The organism is Amycolatopsis tucumanensis (assembly GCF_021654135.1).
In the GTDB taxonomy this organism is placed as follows: domain Bacteria; phylum Actinomycetota; class Actinomycetes; order Mycobacteriales; family Pseudonocardiaceae; genus Amycolatopsis_E; species Amycolatopsis_E tucumanensis.
Map to the genome: position 1 here is coordinate 1 of NZ_JAKGSD010000095.1, position 15,285 is coordinate 15,285.

The following is a 15,285-nucleotide window of genomic DNA, read 5'->3' on the forward strand; positions in this document are numbered from 1 at the left end:
ACTGCCGCGCCGCGGGGCAGCGGTCTTGGCGCCCGCGGCGGCGCTGTCGCGGCGCGGGGCCGCGCGGCAGCGCGACAGCACAGCGCGGCGAGCCATCCCGACGGCACGCTGGCGCGGCGCGCCGTGCCCGCGGACGCGGGGCGGTGTGCCGTGGCGGGGCGCACCGGCGCGGAATCACACGGCAGCCCGCTGTCGTGCCGCGCAGCCGCGCCCCGACGTGCGGCCTGCGACGGCCGCTACGGGCAGAACCGGAAGTGCGTGGTCACCCGACGGTCGTCGTCCACCACGTGGAACGCCAGTCCGGGCGGCCGGTCGTAGTCGAGCGGGCCGCCCTCCGCCCAGCCGGCCTCCCCGCCCGGTTCCCACGGCAGGGCCAGCGCCGACACCACCCCGGGCGCCACCAGCAGCGGCCGCTCGGCGAAGGTCGTCACCGCGGGCGTGTGCGCGTGCCCGCAGAACAGCCCCACCACGTCCGGGTGCCGCTCCACCACCTCCGCCAGCCGGGCCGCTTCGTGCTGCCGGATTTCGTCCAGCAGCGGGTGGTGCAGCACCGCGGGCGGGTGGTGGAACGCCACGAACGCCGGCCGCCCCGCCGCCTCCGCCAGCACCTCGTCCAGCCAGGCGATCGTCGCGTCGTCCATCCGTCCCGAGCCGCGGCCCGGGATGCTCGTGTCGCACAGCGCGAACACCGCGCCGGCCGCCTCGCCGACCTGGTTGACCGGCCCGTCCGACGGCTCCTCGCCGAGCAGCACCGAACGGTAGGCAGGCCGCGAGTCGTGGTTGCCGGGGCAGTGGAACACCGGGTACGGCAACGTGTCCAGCAGCTTCGCGACCTCGGCGTACTCGGCCGGATCGCCGTGATCGGCCAGGTCGCCGGTCACCAGCACCGCGTCCACCGGCCGTGACAACTCCCGCAGGTGCCCCACCACCCGCTCGGCCCGGTCCGCGTTCCGCGAACCGCCGTCGAGGTGCAGATCGGACAGGTGCGCGAGGACCGTCATGGACCGACCCTACCGGCTGCGAAAATTCTTTTCGGCCGGATTCAACAACCTGGGGGCCCCGGCGCGTTGAAGGCCCGTCAACCGAAGATCGAAAGGAACACCGGTGCGGGACCGCTTCGACGATTTCGTGGCGCAGCGCCTCGACCGCCTCCTCCGCTACGCCACGGCCCTGACCTGCGATCCCCACCTCGCGCAGGACGTCGTGCAGGAGACCCTGCTGCGCGCCCAGCACCGCTGGGAACGCATCGCCGGGCTGCAGGCGCCCGAGAGCTACGTGCGCAAGATGATCACCAACGAGTTCCTGTCGTGGCGGCGCCGGAAGGCCTCGCGCAACGTCACCGCCGCCCACAGCACGCTCGACGCCATCGGGACGCCCACCGCCGACCACGCCGAGCACTACGCCGAACGGGACGCCATGCGCGCCCGCATCGCCGCGCTGCCGCGCAAGCAGCGCGCCGCGATCGTGCTCCGGTTCTACGAGGACTGCACCGACGCCGAGATCGCCGAGGCGCTCGGCTGCTCGGCAGGCACCGTCCGCAGCCACATCTCCCGCGCCCTGAGCACGCTGCGCGCCGCCGACGGCGGCCGCCGCCGGGGCCTGCCCGTCACGGAGGCGCTGTCATGACCACCGACCCCACCGAACAGCTGATCCGCTCGGCCCTGCACGCCGAGGCCGACCGCCGCCCCGACCCGCGCGTGGTCCTCGCCGGGCTACGGCAGGCGCAGCCGCGCCGCAACCGGACCCCGCTGCTGGTCGTCGCGGCCGCCGCGGTCGTCGCGGTGGCCGTCGCGGCGGTCCTGGTGCCGCGGATGCTCCAGCGCAGCGCACCCGTCGTCGGCACGGCGCCGGCCACCGACCAGACCGTCCTGCTGGCCGGCATGGACGACTACGACACCGCCGACTCGATCGTGCTCGGCCGCTTCGGACGGGACGGCGTCGCCGCGCTCGCCTCGATCCCCCGCGACTCGCTGGTCGACATCCCCGGCTTCGGCCAGGGCAAGCTGAGCAGCGCGTACAGCCGCGGCAAGGAAGCCGCCCAGCAGCAGGGCCGCGACGAGAACGCCGCGGCCGAGGCCGGCGCGCGCACGCTCGTCGACACCGTGCAGCAGCTCACCGGGGCGCACGTCGACCACTACGCCCTGGTCGGCATGGCCGCGTTCGGCCGGCTCGCCCACGTCCTGCAGGGCGTCCCGGTCTGCCTGCGCGCGGCCACGCACGACCCGCGTACCGGGGCCTCGTTCCCCGCCGGTGAGCAGGTCCTGGACGAAACGCAGGCACTGGCCTTCCTCCGGCAACGCGCCGGGCTGGCGCACGGCGACCTCGACCGCATCGCCCGGCTCCATGCCTACCTGCGCTCGGCCGCGAACGAGGTGATCAGCGGCGGCAAGCTCGCCGACCCGGCCTTCGTGTCCGCGCTGATCAGCACCGTGCAGAACAACGTGCGCATCGACCCCGGCTGGGACCTGCTGTCCTTCGCCGCGCTGATGCGGGACACCCGCCCGGCCGACCTGCGGATCGGGACCGTGCCGATCACCAGCCCGCACCTCGACACGCCGAACGGCGCGGCGATCGGTCTAGCCCCCGGGGAAGTACGCACGTTCGTGGCGAACCTGCCGCACTCGGGCACGTCAGCACCGGATTCCTGCGTGAACTGAACCGCGCGAATCGCGCGCGAACCGTGTCACGGTAGCTCCCGCGGGGTTAGGCTGGCAACCGCCGACGGGAAGGGGACGCGTCCGATGACCGGACCGCGAGCCGAGAACGCGGCCGCGGGGCCGACCAGCCCCGCGGCCTTCGGCCTGTCGGACACCGTCCGGGTCGCCGCGGTACTGCGCGCCGAAGCCGAGAACGCGCCCGATTTCGCGGCCGCCGCGCGGGCCGTCGTCCGGCGGCTGCGGGACGGATTCGCCGCCGGGGGACGGCCGATGTCGGCCGAACTGTACACAGTGGACGAAGGCGGGTCCCCGGTGCTCGTCGCGGCGGCCGGTGATCCGCGAACCGGTGGCGCGCCGGCCACGGCGCCGCCGGGCGAACGCTTTCCGGTGGTCCCGTCGCCCGGCGCGCTGGCATTCGGCGGGCCGCTGGCCGGGGGCCGCGCGTTCTGGATCGTGCTGCCGTCCTCGGCCGCGCTGCCCGCGGAGACGGCCCGCTCGATAGCCGTGAGCGTCCGCGCCGGGCTGCTGGCGCACGGTCCGGCCGAGGACCGCGCGGAGGCGCTCCAGGACTACGCCGAACTGCTGGAGCACACCTCGCGCGTGGAAGGCGCGGCGCTGGAGGACGCGGCCGGCCGGGCAGGCGCCGAGCTCGAACTCGGCGACTCGCTGCAGGCGATCGGGCAGCGGCTCACCGCGCAGCTCGACATCGACACCCTCGTCCAGGACGCCACCGACGCCGCCACGCGCGGCACCGGCGCCGGGTTCGGGGCGTTCTTCTACAACCTGATCGACGAGTTCGGCGAGTCCTACACGCTCTACACGCTGTCCGGGGTCCCGAAGGAGGCCTTCGACGGGTTCCCGATGCCACGCAACACGGCGGTCTTCGCGCCCACGTTCAACGGCAGCGGGATCGTTCGCAGCGACGACATCACCCAGGACCCGCGCTACGGGCGCAACGAGCCGCACCACGGCATGCCGGAGGGGCACCTGCCGGTGCGCAGCTACCTGGCCGTCCCGGTGATCACGCCGATCACGCGCGAGGTGCTGGGCGGGTTCTTCTTCGCCCACCCCGAGCCGGGGCGGTTCACCGCGCGGCACGAGCAGGTGGCGGCCGGGATCGCGAGCTACACCGCGATCGCGCTGGACAACGCGCGGATGTTCGCGCGGCACCGGTCGATGGCGACCGAGCTGGCGCGCAGCATGCTGCCCGTGGTGCCGGACATCCCCGGCCTGCGGATCGTGTCGCGGTACCTGCCCGCGTCGGCCGGGGCCGAGGTCGGCGGGGACTGGTTCGACGTGATCGAGCTGCCCGGCGGCCGGACGGCGTTCGTGATCGGCGACGTGGTGGGGCGTGGCGTGCCCGCGGCGGCGGTGATGGGCCAGATGCGCACCGCGATCCGGTCGTACGCGCTGCTGGACCTGCCGCCGTCGGACGTGCTGCACAACGTGTCCCAGCTGGCGCGTTCCACCCCTGGCGCCAAGTTCATCACGTGCCTGTACGCGGTGCACGACCCGATCGACGACACCCTCACCTACGCCAACGCCGGCCACCTGCCCGCGGTGCTGATCGCGGCCGACGGGTCGACCCGGCAGATCGCGGAGGCGCTGGGCATGCCGCTGGGCGTCGGCGAGCAGTACCCGCAGGAGCAGACGCCGTTCCCGCCCGGGATGCGGCTCGTGCTGTACACCGACGGGCTGGTGGAGAGCCGGGAGCGGGAGCTCGGCGTGGGCATCGACGCGCTGCTGGCGGAGCTGACGGCGCTGCCCGGTGCGGGTGGCGTGGGCGCGGCGTGCGACGAGCTGATCGGGCGGCTGACCGGCGGCCGCCACGACGACGACGTCGCCCTGCTGTACGTCGAACACCAGGGCGCGAACCGGCGGGTCGCGTCGATGGCGCTGCTGCCGGAGGTGCCGCTGGACGCCGTGCACGAGTTCGTGGCCGGGCGCATGGCGCGGTGGGGGCTCGCGGAGGTGGCCGACCGCGCGGTGAAAGTCGCCTCCGAGCTGGTGACGAACGCGATGCGGCACGCTTCGGCGCCGCTGACGCTGCGGCTGTTCCACGACGGCGCGCGGCTGACGGTGGACGTCGCCGACCGCACCGGGGCGCTGCCGCACATCCTCGCGTCCGGCGGGATCGAGCACGACGGCCTGCGGATGATCGACGCGGCCGCGGCGCGGTGGGGCACGCGCACCACGCCCAACGGCAAGGTCGTGTGGGCGGAGCTCACGACGAGGTGACCCCGGATCCGGGGAACAACAGGTGTGTAAACCGTGCACAGTGGGTAACCCCCGGCCGACGAGGAACACGCCAAGGGGACTTCGATGCACGCCGGAGACCAACGCCTCCACCGACTGGTGACGGCGCGTTCGCGCAACGCGACGACTTTGAGGCACGTCCTCACCCAGTGGGCGAACGAGGTGGAACTGCCCGACGCCACCACGGACGCGATGGCGCTCGCGGCGTACGAGGCCATGATCAACGTGGTGACCCACGCGTACCCCGCCCAGGCCGAAGGCCCGCTGGAGCTGTCCGCGGAGCTGCGCGGCAACGCGGTGGACGTCACGGTGAGCGACCAGGGGCGGTGGCAGCAGCCCGCCGCGGACCCCGGCCCCCTGCACGGTCGTGGGCTGCCGCTGATCCACGCGCTGTCCGACCGGGCGGAGATCGCGCCGACCCCGGAGGGCACGACGGTGCGGATGCGCTGGCCGGTCCCGACCACCCCGACGCGGCTGCGGATGGACGTCGCGCAGACCCACTAGCCGCGGCCAGTGGAGAGCGGCACCGGAGACACGGGCCGATCGGGCCCCGGGAGCACGACAGGGCACATGCGCTGGCCACCCTGTTCGCTTGCGCGATCGAAGTCGGGCAGGCGCGTCAGTGGTGCCGCCCGCGCGGCACCCTCCCGTTCAGCGTCAGTGGCGCCGCCAGCGCGGCACCCTCTCGTTCAGATGTGGTGGCCGATGGGCCGACCTGTCCCCGGACGGGGTGCCGCTCCGCCGCTGAGGACGGAGCGGCACCCCGTCACTCGGAGGCTTGTTCCGTCGTCGGGAGGTAGACGCGGAAACGGGTGTCGCCGGGTTCGGACTCGACTCGCAGGTCTCCTCGGTGGCGGTCCACCACGATGCGCCACGAGATGTCCAGCCCGAGGCCCGTGCCCTCCCCCACCGGCTTCGTCGTGAAGAACGGCTCGAAGATCCGCTGCTTGGTCTCCGCCGAGATGCCGGGGCCGGTGTCGCCGATCTCGACCACCACCCGGTCGCCGTCGCGGCTGGTGCGCAGCGTCAGCGTGCCCGTGCCCTCCATGGCGCTGACCGCGTTGTCGATGATGTTCGTCCACACCTGGTTCAGCTCGCCCGCGTACGCGGGCACCGTCGGCAGCGACCGGTCGTACTCCTTGACGACCTTGACCCCGGTGCCGATCTTGCCCGCCAGCATCACCAGCGTCGAATCCAGGCCGTCGTGCACGTCGATCCACTGGTGCGGTGCCCGATCCATCTGCGAGTACTGCTTCGCCGCCCCGACCAGCGCCGAGATCCGCGTCGTCGAGTCCTCGATCTCCCCCATCAGCATCTCGGTCTCCAGCGCGTACGCCAGCCACCGCAGTGCGCCGTCCAGCAGGCCGTCGCCGACGGACTCCAGGACGTGGTCGAGGCTCTCGGCGGACAGGCCGGCCGCGACGAAGATCGGGGCCAGGTCCCAGCCCTGCTCGATGTCGCGCTCCTCGAGCCAGTCGCCGATCTCGTCCTCGCGGTCGGCCTGCTGCATCGCCGTCAGCGGTGGTGCGTCGGCCACCTGCTTGACCAGCCGCTCCTGCACGTCGAGCAACAGCTCCAGCAGATCGGGCTCGATGTCCCGCTTCGCCAGTATCGCCAGCTTGTGCCGCATCCCGGCGACCCGCTCGCGCAGCGCCGCGGTGGCGCGCACCGCGGCGGCCGCCGGGTTGTTCAGCTCGTGGGTCAGGCCCGCCGACATCTCGCCGAGCGCGAGCAGCCGCCGCCGCTGCCCGATCAGCGCGTCGGTGTTGCGCCAGCCCAGGTACGAACCCTCCAGCAGGTGCGTGGCCATCGGGAACCAGCTGCGGAACTGGTCGGCGAACTCCTTGGCGGGCAACGTCAGGAACATCAGGTCGGTGACCGCGTACACCGAGGCGCCGTAGCGCTGCTGCTGTTGCCCGTAGAAGAACTGCGTCGCCCCGCAGTAGGCGCCGCGCTGGTCGGAGCGGACGGTCTCCACCTCGCTGCCGCCCACCAGCCGCGTCATCCGCAGCGCGCCGGACAGCAGCACGTAGAAGCACGTCGCCGGATCGCCCTCGTTGATGATCGCGGTGTCCGCGGCGTACTGCTCGAGCTTGGCGTGGTCGAGGATCCAGTCGAGCTGGGCGTCCGACAGATCGGTGAACAGGAACAACTCCCGCAGGAACTCGCGGGTCAGCTGCGGCTCGCTCATCGTGCCTCCAGGTAGCGGTGCACGAGCGAGACGGCCATCGCGCCCTCGCCGACGGCCGAGGCGACGCGCTTGACCGACTGCGAGCGGACGTCCCCGGCCACGAACACACCCGGGATGGACGACTCCAGGTGGTGCGGGTCCCGGTCGGGGGTCCACCCCGGCGGTCGTTTGCCGTCGACCATCAGGTCGGCGCCCGTGCACACGAAACCGTGCTCGTCGCGCAGCACGTCGTCACCCAGCCACTCGGTGCGCGGCGCCGCGCCGATGAACACGAACAGGTGCCCGGTCTGCACCGTCTCGGTGATCCCCTGCTCCTCGTCGCACAGGGTCAGCTCTTCGAGGTGGTCGGTGCCGTGCGCGCGCACCACCGTGGTGCGGGTGCGGACGTGGATGTTGCCGATCGCCTCGATCTGCTCGATGAGGTAGTGCGACATGGACGCCTGCAGCGACGGCCCACGCACCAGGATCGAGACTTCCTTGGCGTAGCGGGAGAAGAACACCGCGGCCTGCCCGGCGGAGTTGGCTCCACCGACGATGTAGACGTGCTCGCCCTCGCACTCGGGCGCCTCGGTGGCTGCCGAGCCGTAGAACACGCCGCGGCCGGTCAGCTCGGCCACGCCCTCGGCCTCCAGCGCCCGGTAGGACACGCCGGTGGCGAGGACGACGGCGTGCGCCGCGATCTCGCTGCCGTCGCCGAACCGCACCACCCGCGCCGAGCCGCGGGCCTCCAGGCCGGTCACGTCGCGCGCGGTCAGCACCTCCGCGCCGAACTTCTGGGCCTGGCGGCGGGCCCGGTCGGTCAGCTGCGCCCCGGACACCCCGTCCGGGAAGCCGAGGTAGTTCTCGATCCGGGAGCTCTGCCCGGCCTGTCCGCCGGTGGCCCGGCGCTCGACCAGGACCGTGCGCAGCCCTTCGGAGGCGCCGTAGACGGCCGCGCCGAGCCCGGCGGGACCGCCGCCGATCACGACCAGGTCGTAGAACTCCGAAGCCGGTCGGGTCGACAGCCCGACGGCGTCGGCGATCTGCTCGCCGTCCGGCTTGCGCAGCACCGTCCCGTCGGGGGTGATCAGCACCGGGATGTCCGCCGAGACGCAGCCGGCGGCTTCGAGCAGGCGGCAGGCCTCCGGCTCCTCGACGGAGTACCACCGGTAGGGCACCGAGTTGCGGGCCAGGAAGTCCCGCACCTTGTACGACGGCGAGGACCAGCGGTGCCCGATCACCTTCGTCTCCTCGACCGGCCGGTCCCCGGCCGCGCGCCACGCGTCGACCAGCGCGTCGACCACCGGGTACAGCTTCTCCTCCGGCGGGTCCCACGGCTTGAGGAGGTAGTGGTCGACGTCGACGACGTTGATCGCCTGGATCGCCGCGTCGGTGTCGGCGTACGCGGTCAGCAGGGCGCGCCGGGCGTACGGGAACAGGTCCATCGCCTGCTCCAGGAAGGTGATGCCGTCCATCTGCGGCATGCGGTAGTCGGCGAGGATGGCCGCGACAGCGTCGCCGCGCAGCTTGATTTCGCGCAGGGCTTCGAGCGCGTCCGCCCCGGAGGCGGCGCGCACGACGCGGTAGTCCTGGCCGTAACGACGGCGGAGGTCACGGGCGACCGACCGGGACACGGCCGGGTCGTCGTCGACGGTCATGAGGATGGGCAGGCTCACGACGCAAACCCTACGGCCTGGCAGCGTTCCAGGGTCAGAACTTTCCCGCACGAGGAGACCACATACTGGACGCACCTTGCCGCCCGCGGCTCTTCGCGGTGATCATCGGAACCCGTCCACGACCGCTGCGGGAGGTCCGCGAAAATGTCCGTCGAGCTGCCCGAACGCGTCCGCGCCCTGCGCTCCGCCGAGGTTCCGCCGGACGGCATCCTGGAGGGGCCGCGGCACCTCTCGCGACTTCACGAAGATGCACAGTCGCGCGAGTACGAGATGTTCACCTCGCGCCCGCTGGGACGCGTGATCGGCGCCGAGATCACCGGCGTGGACCTCAGCAGGCCCCTCACCCCGCGGCTGCGCGACGAGCTGAACCGCGCGCTGCTGGAGTGGAAGGTGCTGTTCTTCCGCGACCAGCGCATCATCCCGGAGCAGCAGCGGGCGTTCGCACGCAACTGGGGCCCGCTGGAGACCAACCCGTTCCTGCCTGCCGGGGACTCCGACGAGGTCACCCGGTTCGCACGCGGCGCGGGAATGCCGGGTTTCGAGAACATCTGGCACGCCGACACGACCTGGCGCCCGGAGCCGGCGCTCGGCTCGGTCCTGCGGCTGGTCGAGGTGCCGCCGCTGGGCGGGGACACCCTGTGGGCCGACATGGCGGCGGCCTACGACAACCTGCCCGCCGAGGTCCGCGACCGGATCGACGGCCTGCGCGCGGTGCACGACTTCGTGCCCGGCTTCGCCCGCTTCGCCGACCACGACCTGCTGGCCCGCTGGCAGGACCGCTTCCCGCCGGTCGAGCACCCGGTCGTGCGCGTGCACCCGGAGACCGGCCGGAAGACGCTGTTCGTCAACCAGGCCTTCACCACGCACATCGTCGGCATGGACCGCGCGGAGAGCGACCGCCTGCTGCGGCTGCTGTTCGCGCAGGCGCACGTGCCGGAGTACCAGGTGCGGTTCTCGTGGCGCCCGGACACGGTCGCGTTCTGGGACAACCGCGCGACGCAGCACTACGCGGTCAACGACTACCACCCGCACGCGCGGATCGCGGAGCGCGTCGCGATCGCCGGTGATCGTCCGTTCTGACCGTTAGCCTGGGGCCATGGCGGACCCGAAGAGCACGGTCACCTCGTTCCTGACGGCCCTCGAACGCGACGACGTCGAAGGGGCGCTGACCTTCGCCGCCCCGGAGATGGTGTACCAGAACGTCCCGCTGCCCCCGGCGCATGGCGTCGCGGCCGTGGAGAAGCAGCTGCGCCTGCTCAGCCGCTACCGCATCGGCTTCGAGGCGCGCGTGCACCACATCGCCGCCGACGGCCCGATCGTGCTGACCGAGCGGACCGACGTGCTGCGCGTGGGGTCGTGGGACACGCGGTTCTGGGTGTGCGGCACGTTCGAGGTGCGCGACGGCCGGATCGTGCTGTGGCGGGACTACTTCGACTGGGCGACCGTGCTCGCCTCGAGCGTGCGCGGCGCCGGGAGGGCCGCCGTCACCGGGGTGTCGACGCTGGTCGCCCGCGCGCGCCTGCGGGACTGACGCCGGTACCACTGCAGGCAGATCACCAGCGCGAGCGCGATTTCGACGGCGTCCCCGCCGTAGTACAGGACCTGCGCCCCGGCGCGGAAGCCGTCCGCGTACAGGGTCTTGGCGAGGATGCCGTGCGCCGCGCCGGCCAGCACGAGCGTCGCGCCGCGCAACACCAGGCCGTGGCGGTGGCGCACCGGCTCCACCTGGCAGATCGCGGCGGTGAACAGCAGTCCCGCGGCGAACACGTGCGCCTGCACCCACGGCTGGTGCGCCTGCGCGATCAGCGGTGTCCGGTACAGCAGCCACAGCCCGCCGACGTCGAGCACCGCCGCGACCGGCGGGAACACCAGCACCGCGACCGGCCACGAGCGCAGCACCCGCACCAGCGCGCGGCGGCCCCGGCACACCCGGAGCGCGAGCGTGACCGGCCTGCCCAGCACCAGCAGCAGCGGGCCGGCCATGCCGACCACGAGGTGCTGCGCCATGTGGGCGGTGAACGTGTGCGCCGGGAACGGCAGCGCCACGACGACCGCGAGCGCGCCCGCCGTGAACGAGATGGTGCGCCACCGCGGCCACGGGCGGCGCGCCGCGCACAGGTAACCCACCAGCGCGACGGCCACCGCCAGTGCGATCGGCCAGGTGCCGGTGGCATGGTCAGGCACGCTGGCGCTCCCGCGCCAGCAGCACCACGCCCGCGGCCAGCAACAGCGCCGCGATCACGTTCCACGCCCAGTCGTAGGGCACGAGGTCGACGTGGTAGCGGATCTGGTGCAGGGTCAGCAGCTTGTGCTGGATCGTCCCGTCGTAGAGCTGGAACGCGCCTGCCCCGGTGAGGATCCCGCCCAGCAGCGCGCGGCCGGACAGCGCCGCGCGCCGCCGCAGGTCGGCCACCAGCACCAGGCCGAGCACGGTGGCGAACCAGCCGAACGCGTGGAACAGCCCGTCGGACACCAGCCCGACGTCCGAAGTGGACTTGTCATAGAAGTGGTGCCAGTGCAGCAACTGGTGGAACACCGTCTCGTCGACGAACGCCGCGATCCCGACGCCGATCGCGGCGCCCGCCCAGGCCGAACGCGCCCGGGCCGGACGCTCCCGTGCCGCCATACCGTCGCACCTCCGGGGTAGCGGCTACCCTGAGGTGCGCGGGTTATGCGTTCAGTGCCGCGTCGAGTTCGGCGAGCAACCGGGCCTTCGGCCGGGCGCCCACCCACTGCGCCACCCGCTCGCCGTCACGGAACAGCACGAGCGTGGGCAGCGACATCACCTGCAGGTCGCGCGCGGTGCGCGGGTTCTCGTCGGAGTTGATCTTGCGGATGGTCAGCTCGCCCGCGCGCTCGGCGGCGATCTCGGCGAGCACCGGCGCGATCATGTGGCACGGCGGGCACCACTGCGCCCAGAAGTCGACCAGCACGGGCCCGTCGTGGCGCAGCACCTCCGCCTCGAAGGTCTCGTCGGTCACGGCGAGCACGGCGCCGGTGGTGGTGGTCATCGGGACTCCTCGAAGGACGTGGTGACCCGGCACGGGCCGGGCTCTCGGTCGAGCGCTTCGGTGAGCTTGGCGCGCAGGTCGTCGCGCACGGCCTGCAGCCGGTCCAGGCAGGCCTCGACCTCGGCGAGCTTGCGCTCGTACACCTCGATCGAGTCGGCGCACGAGTCCCCGGTCTCGTGGCCTGCCCGCAGGCACTCCACGAACGGGCGGGTGTCGTCGAGGCTGAACCCGACCGCCTGGAGCGTCTGGATCTCGCGGACGAGCCGGAAGTCGTCCTCGCCGTACTCGCGGTAGCCGTTGGCCGCGCGCCGCGCGGACAGCAGCCCCTGTGACTCGTAGAACCGCAGCGCGCGCGTGGTCGTCCCGGCCCGCTGCGCCAGCTCCCCGATTCGCATGTGATCGAGCGTAAAGGTTGCCGCTGACGTCAAGGCAAGGATTCGCGCGCGACCCGCTCCAGGCGCTCCCGGTAGTCCGCCCACCACTGCGCGTCGGCGTCCGGCAGGTTGCCGGTGTCGCGGCGCATCCCGGCGGCGCCGTCGACGAGCTCGCGGATGATGTCCGCGTGCCCGGCGTGGCGGGAGGTCTCGGCGATCATGTGCACGAGGACCCGGTGCAGCGTGACCGGCTCCCGGCCGGGGATGTGCCCGACGGCGTCCAGCGCGAGCGCGCGGATCGTGGCGTCGGCGTGCGCCCAGGCCTGGCGGTAGAGCGCGACGATCTCGGCGGTGGACTCGTCCGCGCGCGCCCACATGTCGGCGTTGGGTTCGTCGTCGGCGAGCCAGGGCAGCTCGCGGCCGAACGGGCGTCCGAAGGTGGCCCCGAAGTACCCGAGCTCGCAGCCGATCAGGTGCTTGACCAGACCGAGCAGGTTGGTGCCTGTCGGCGTCATCGGGCGGCGCAGGTCGTACTCGGAGAGGCCGTCGAGCTTCCAGAGCATCACCTCGCGCGCCTGCTGGAGGTACCGGTGCAGATCGTCCTTCGGATCGTTCTCGGTCATGCGGACAGCCTCCCACTGGAGACCGGAAAATGTCGGTGGCGGGTGCGAACATGTGTTCGTGACGAACGAGGGCCCGATCCTGCACGCCGACCTGGACGCGTTCTACGCGTCGGTCGAGCAGCGTGACGACCCGTCGTTGCGCGGGCGGCCGGTGATCGTCGGTGGCGGGGTGGTGCTGGCGGCGAGTTACGAGGCGAAGGCGAGCGGGGTGCGCACGGCGATGGGGTGCGCGCAGGCGCTGCGGCTGTGCCCGGCGGCGGTGGTGGTGCCGCCGCGGATGGCGGCCTACAGCGCGGCCAGCAAGGCGGTGTTCGCGGTGTTCGAGGACACCACGCCGCTGGTGGAAGGGCTCTCGATCGACGAGGCGTTCCTCGACGTCGGCGGGCTGGCCAGGATTTCCGGCTCACCCAGCCGGATCGCGGCGGATCTGCGCCGGGCCGTGGCGGAGCGGGTCGGGCTGCCGATCACGGTCGGGGTGGCGCGCACGAAGTTCCTCGCGAAGGTCGCCAGCGGGGTGGCGAAGCCGGACGGGCTGCTGGTCGTGCCGCACGACCGTGAGCTGGAGTTCCTGCACCCGCTGCCGGTCGAGCGGTTGTGGGGCGTGGGGAAGGTGACGGCGGAGAAGCTGCACGCGCGCGGCATCCGGACGGTGGGTCAGGTCGCCGAGCGGGGTGAGGCGGAACTGGTGGCGCTGCTCGGGCGGGCCGGCGGGCGGCACCTGTTCGCGCTGGCGCACAACCGGGACCCGCGTCCGGTGGTCGTCGGACGGCGGCGGCGGTCGATCGGGGCGCAGCGGGCGCTGGGGCGGCGGGCGCGGTCGCCGGACGAGCTGGACGAGATCCTGGCCGCGCTGACGGACCGGCTGGCGCGGCGGTTGCGGGCCGCGCACCGGGTGTGCCGGACGGTGGTGCTGCGGATGCGGTTCGCCGACTACACCCGCGCGACGCGGTCGCAGACGGTGCCGCACCCTACGGCGCACACCGAGGACGTCCTGGCCACCGCGCGGGGTCTGCTGGCCGCGGCGATGCCGATGATCCGCGAGCGGGGGATCACCCTGATCGGCCTCGCACTGTCCAACCTGGACAACGACACGCCGCTGCAACTGGAGCTGCCCTTCGGCGAACACCAGCCCGACGCGCTCGACGCCGCGCTCGACCAGGTCCGCGACCGCTACGGGTCCAAGGCGGTGACCCGGGCGATGCTCCTCGGCCGCGACGACGGCCCGACGGTGCCCCTGCTGCCGGACTAGTGACCGTCCGATCACGACACGTGGCCGGGTGTTGGCGGTGGAGCGGAGGGCATGGCCGTTGTTGGTGGGCGGAGGCATGCCCGGGGGTTGGTGGCGGAGGGCAATGGCCGGGCGGCAGCGGAGCGGAGGCGCATGCCCGGGGGTTGGCGGCGGAGGGCACTGGCCGAGCGGCGGCAGCGGAGCGGAGGCGCACGGCCAGAGGCTGGCGGCGGAGGGCACTGGCCGAGCGGCGGCAGCGGAGCGGAGGCACATGGCCCGAGGCTGGCGGCGGAGGGACATGGCCGAGCGGCGGCGGTGGAGCGGAGGCACACGCCCGGAGGCTGGCGGCGGAAGGCATGGCCCGGCGGCGGCGGTGGAGCGGAGGCGCATGGCCGGAGGCTGGCGGCGGAGGGCATGGCCGGGGGGTGGAGTGTTGGGGCATGGCCGGGGAGTGCGGCGGAGCGGCAGGTGCGACCGTTTGGAGCCTTGCGCGGCCCCGGATGGGGGGCCACGGTGGGGGCTTGCGGGCGGGTGCCCGCCGGGGGCGGGGAGTGCGGCATGACCGAGGCAGCGAGCGGGTTCGGCAGAGTGGTGGGAGCGCTCCCGGTACGGCGGGCTCTTCTAAGCGGAGGGGTGGACCTGCCGGGCGACTTGCCTGTGATGGGCCGAATTCTGGTGCGGCCACTGCCGATGGTCCCCTCCGGCGGCGGCCCGCCGCGCACTCCTCCTGACTGGGGCGGCGCCGCGGCGCAGCCGTCCCGCACCCCCACACACCCGCTCGGCACCGACGCACAGCGGCGCCGCGGCGCGGTGCGGCCAGCCCGCAGCCACCCGGCGTCCACTCCCCTGGCACCTGCGGCCGGGGGCGGCACCGCCGCGCGCCCACCCCACGCACCCACGCGGGTCGCGCGATGACGGGCACCGCGGCGCGGGCCGCCGCTCCGGCCATCCATCCGCTTCCCCAGTTCGCCGCCGGGCCGGTCGGCGTCGTGCTCGCGCTGCAGGCTCTCGTGCTCAGTCTCTTGTCCGGGCGGTACGGGTTCCACCGCGACGAGCTGTACTTCCTCGCCGCGGGGAAGCGGCTCGACTGGGGATATGTCGACCAGCCGCCGATCACCCCGCTGCTCGCCAGGGCCGGCACCGCCATGTTCGGCGACAGTCCCGCCGGTGTCCGCGCGCTGGCTACCGTCGCCGCACTCGCCACAGTCCTCCTCGTCGCGCTCGTCGCCCGGGAACTAGATGAGTAAGTCCTAACCCTGGGTGGTGTGTGGAGATGGGTGAAGGGTGTTC

At 73.2% G+C, this 15,285-nt stretch carries 16 protein-coding genes; 8 read left to right on the forward strand and 8 right to left on the reverse strand.

Annotated elements, in window-relative coordinates; all coding sequences use genetic code 11:
- Window positions 1–236: 236 nt before the first annotated feature.
- A complete protein-coding gene (locus L2C96_RS42815) occupies window positions 237–1,001 on the reverse strand; it encodes a metallophosphoesterase (protein WP_237340156.1) in 765 nt (254 codons plus the stop codon).
- A 103-nt stretch (window positions 1,002–1,104) separates the two neighbouring features.
- Between L2C96_RS42815 and L2C96_RS42820 the strand changes: the two genes are divergently transcribed.
- The 4 genes from L2C96_RS42820 (at window position 1,105) to L2C96_RS42835 (ending at window position 5,417) form a co-directional block, all read left to right on the forward strand.
- Window positions 1,105–1,626, forward strand: coding sequence for a SigE family RNA polymerase sigma factor (locus L2C96_RS42820; RefSeq protein ID WP_020423337.1), 522 nt, complete (start codon window positions 1,105–1,107; stop codon window positions 1,624–1,626).
- Window positions 1,623–2,657: an LCP family protein gene (locus L2C96_RS42825; RefSeq protein ID WP_237340157.1), complete on the forward strand. Its 1,035-nt coding sequence runs from the start codon at window positions 1,623–1,625 to the stop codon at window positions 2,655–2,657. Before L2C96_RS42820 ends, L2C96_RS42825 begins: the two co-directional genes overlap by 4 nt.
- Before the next feature lie 84 nt (window positions 2,658–2,741).
- Window positions 2,742–4,895 carry an ATP-binding SpoIIE family protein phosphatase gene (locus L2C96_RS42830; protein WP_237340158.1) on the forward strand — a complete coding sequence of 718 codons (2,154 nt, stop codon included), beginning with the start codon at window positions 2,742–2,744 and terminating at the stop codon, window positions 4,893–4,895.
- Window positions 4,896–4,979: 84 nt separating this feature from the next.
- Window positions 4,980–5,417 (forward strand): ATP-binding protein, encoded by a 438-nt coding sequence (locus L2C96_RS42835; RefSeq protein WP_237340159.1) that lies wholly within the window; start codon window positions 4,980–4,982, stop codon window positions 5,415–5,417.
- A gap of 262 nt (window positions 5,418–5,679) precedes the next feature.
- Here the strand turns inward: L2C96_RS42835 and L2C96_RS42840 are convergent, their stop codons facing one another.
- A complete protein-coding gene (locus L2C96_RS42840; RefSeq protein ID WP_020423342.1) occupies window positions 5,680–7,104 on the reverse strand; it encodes an ATP-binding protein in 1,425 nt (474 codons plus the stop codon).
- A complete protein-coding gene (locus L2C96_RS42845) occupies window positions 7,101–8,759 on the reverse strand; it encodes an NAD(P)/FAD-dependent oxidoreductase (protein ID WP_020423343.1) in 1,659 nt (552 codons plus the stop codon). Before L2C96_RS42845 ends, L2C96_RS42840 begins: the two co-directional genes overlap by 4 nt.
- Before the next feature lie 144 nt (window positions 8,760–8,903).
- On the opposite strand from L2C96_RS42845, the gene L2C96_RS42850 reads away from it, so the two are divergent.
- Together L2C96_RS42850 and L2C96_RS42855 are read left to right on the forward strand one after the other, a co-directional pair.
- Window positions 8,904–9,839, forward strand: a complete 936-nt coding sequence (locus L2C96_RS42850; RefSeq protein ID WP_237340160.1) for a TauD/TfdA dioxygenase family protein — start codon at window positions 8,904–8,906, stop codon at window positions 9,837–9,839.
- Between the two features lie 16 nt (window positions 9,840–9,855).
- Complete coding sequence (locus L2C96_RS42855) at window positions 9,856–10,290, forward strand: limonene-1,2-epoxide hydrolase family protein (protein ID WP_237340161.1); 435 nt, start codon at window positions 9,856–9,858, stop codon at window positions 10,288–10,290.
- Here the strand turns inward: L2C96_RS42855 and L2C96_RS42860 are convergent.
- From L2C96_RS42860 to L2C96_RS42880, 5 genes are read right to left on the reverse strand one after another with little or no spacing between them, the layout of a single operon-like run.
- Entirely contained in the window at window positions 10,185–10,943 is a 759-nt protein-coding gene (locus tag L2C96_RS42860) for a cytochrome c oxidase assembly protein (protein ID WP_237340162.1), read from the reverse strand. The two genes, L2C96_RS42855 and L2C96_RS42860, sit on opposite strands and share 106 nt — an antisense overlap.
- Window positions 10,936–11,385 (reverse strand): DUF2243 domain-containing protein, encoded by a 450-nt coding sequence (locus L2C96_RS42865; protein WP_237340163.1) that lies wholly within the window; start codon window positions 11,383–11,385, stop codon window positions 10,936–10,938. Before L2C96_RS42865 ends, L2C96_RS42860 begins: the two co-directional genes overlap by 8 nt.
- A gap of 43 nt (window positions 11,386–11,428) precedes the next feature.
- Window positions 11,429–11,770 carry a thioredoxin gene (gene trxA / locus L2C96_RS42870; protein ID WP_020423348.1) on the reverse strand — a complete coding sequence of 114 codons (342 nt, stop codon included), beginning with the start codon at window positions 11,768–11,770 and terminating at the stop codon, window positions 11,429–11,431.
- The gene (locus L2C96_RS42875) at window positions 11,767–12,165 is read right to left on the reverse strand and encodes a MerR family transcriptional regulator (RefSeq protein ID WP_020423349.1); all 399 of its coding nucleotides are present in this window, start codon (window positions 12,163–12,165) and stop codon (window positions 11,767–11,769) included. The genes trxA and L2C96_RS42875 overlap by 4 nt, the downstream gene beginning before the upstream one ends.
- A gap of 29 nt (window positions 12,166–12,194) precedes the next feature.
- Window positions 12,195–12,767 (reverse strand): DinB family protein, encoded by a 573-nt coding sequence (locus L2C96_RS42880; protein ID WP_237340164.1) that lies wholly within the window; start codon window positions 12,765–12,767, stop codon window positions 12,195–12,197.
- A 52-nt stretch (window positions 12,768–12,819) separates the two neighbouring features.
- Between L2C96_RS42880 and dinB the strand changes: the two genes are divergently transcribed.
- Together dinB and L2C96_RS42890 are read left to right on the forward strand one after the other, a co-directional pair.
- A complete protein-coding gene (gene dinB / locus L2C96_RS42885; protein WP_237340165.1) occupies window positions 12,820–14,016 on the forward strand; it encodes a DNA polymerase IV in 1,197 nt (398 codons plus the stop codon).
- A gap of 890 nt (window positions 14,017–14,906) precedes the next feature.
- Window positions 14,907–15,242, forward strand: coding sequence for a hypothetical protein (locus L2C96_RS42890; protein WP_237340166.1), 336 nt, complete (start codon window positions 14,907–14,909; stop codon window positions 15,240–15,242).
- Window positions 15,243–15,285: the final 43 nt, after the last annotated feature.

Bases quoted from the DNA above. Each gene is read 5' to 3' on its own strand.
- L2C96_RS42815 (WP_237340156.1), bottom strand. From the start codon at position 1,001: ATGACGGTCCTCGCGCACCTGTCCGATCTGCACCTCGACGGCGGTTCG.
- L2C96_RS42825 (WP_237340157.1), top strand. From the start codon at position 1,623: ATGACCACCGACCCCACCGAACAGCTGATCCGCTCGGCCCTGCACGCC.
- L2C96_RS42830 (WP_237340158.1), top strand. From the start codon at position 2,742: ATGACCGGACCGCGAGCCGAGAACGCGGCCGCGGGGCCGACCAGCCCC.
- L2C96_RS42835 (WP_237340159.1), top strand. From the start codon at position 4,980: ATGCACGCCGGAGACCAACGCCTCCACCGACTGGTGACGGCGCGTTCG.
- L2C96_RS42840 (WP_020423342.1), bottom strand. From the start codon at position 7,104: ATGAGCGAGCCGCAGCTGACCCGCGAGTTCCTGCGGGAGTTGTTCCTG.
- L2C96_RS42850 (WP_237340160.1), top strand. From the start codon at position 8,904: ATGTCCGTCGAGCTGCCCGAACGCGTCCGCGCCCTGCGCTCCGCCGAG.
- L2C96_RS42855 (WP_237340161.1), top strand. From the start codon at position 9,856: ATGGCGGACCCGAAGAGCACGGTCACCTCGTTCCTGACGGCCCTCGAA.
- L2C96_RS42865 (WP_237340163.1), bottom strand. From the start codon at position 11,385: ATGGCGGCACGGGAGCGTCCGGCCCGGGCGCGTTCGGCCTGGGCGGGC.
- trxA (WP_020423348.1), bottom strand. From the start codon at position 11,770: ATGACCACCACCACCGGCGCCGTGCTCGCCGTGACCGACGAGACCTTC.
- L2C96_RS42875 (WP_020423349.1), bottom strand. From the start codon at position 12,165: ATGCGAATCGGGGAGCTGGCGCAGCGGGCCGGGACGACCACGCGCGCG.
- L2C96_RS42880 (WP_237340164.1), bottom strand. From the start codon at position 12,767: ATGACCGAGAACGATCCGAAGGACGATCTGCACCGGTACCTCCAGCAG.
- L2C96_RS42890 (WP_237340166.1), top strand. From the start codon at position 14,907: ATGACGGGCACCGCGGCGCGGGCCGCCGCTCCGGCCATCCATCCGCTT.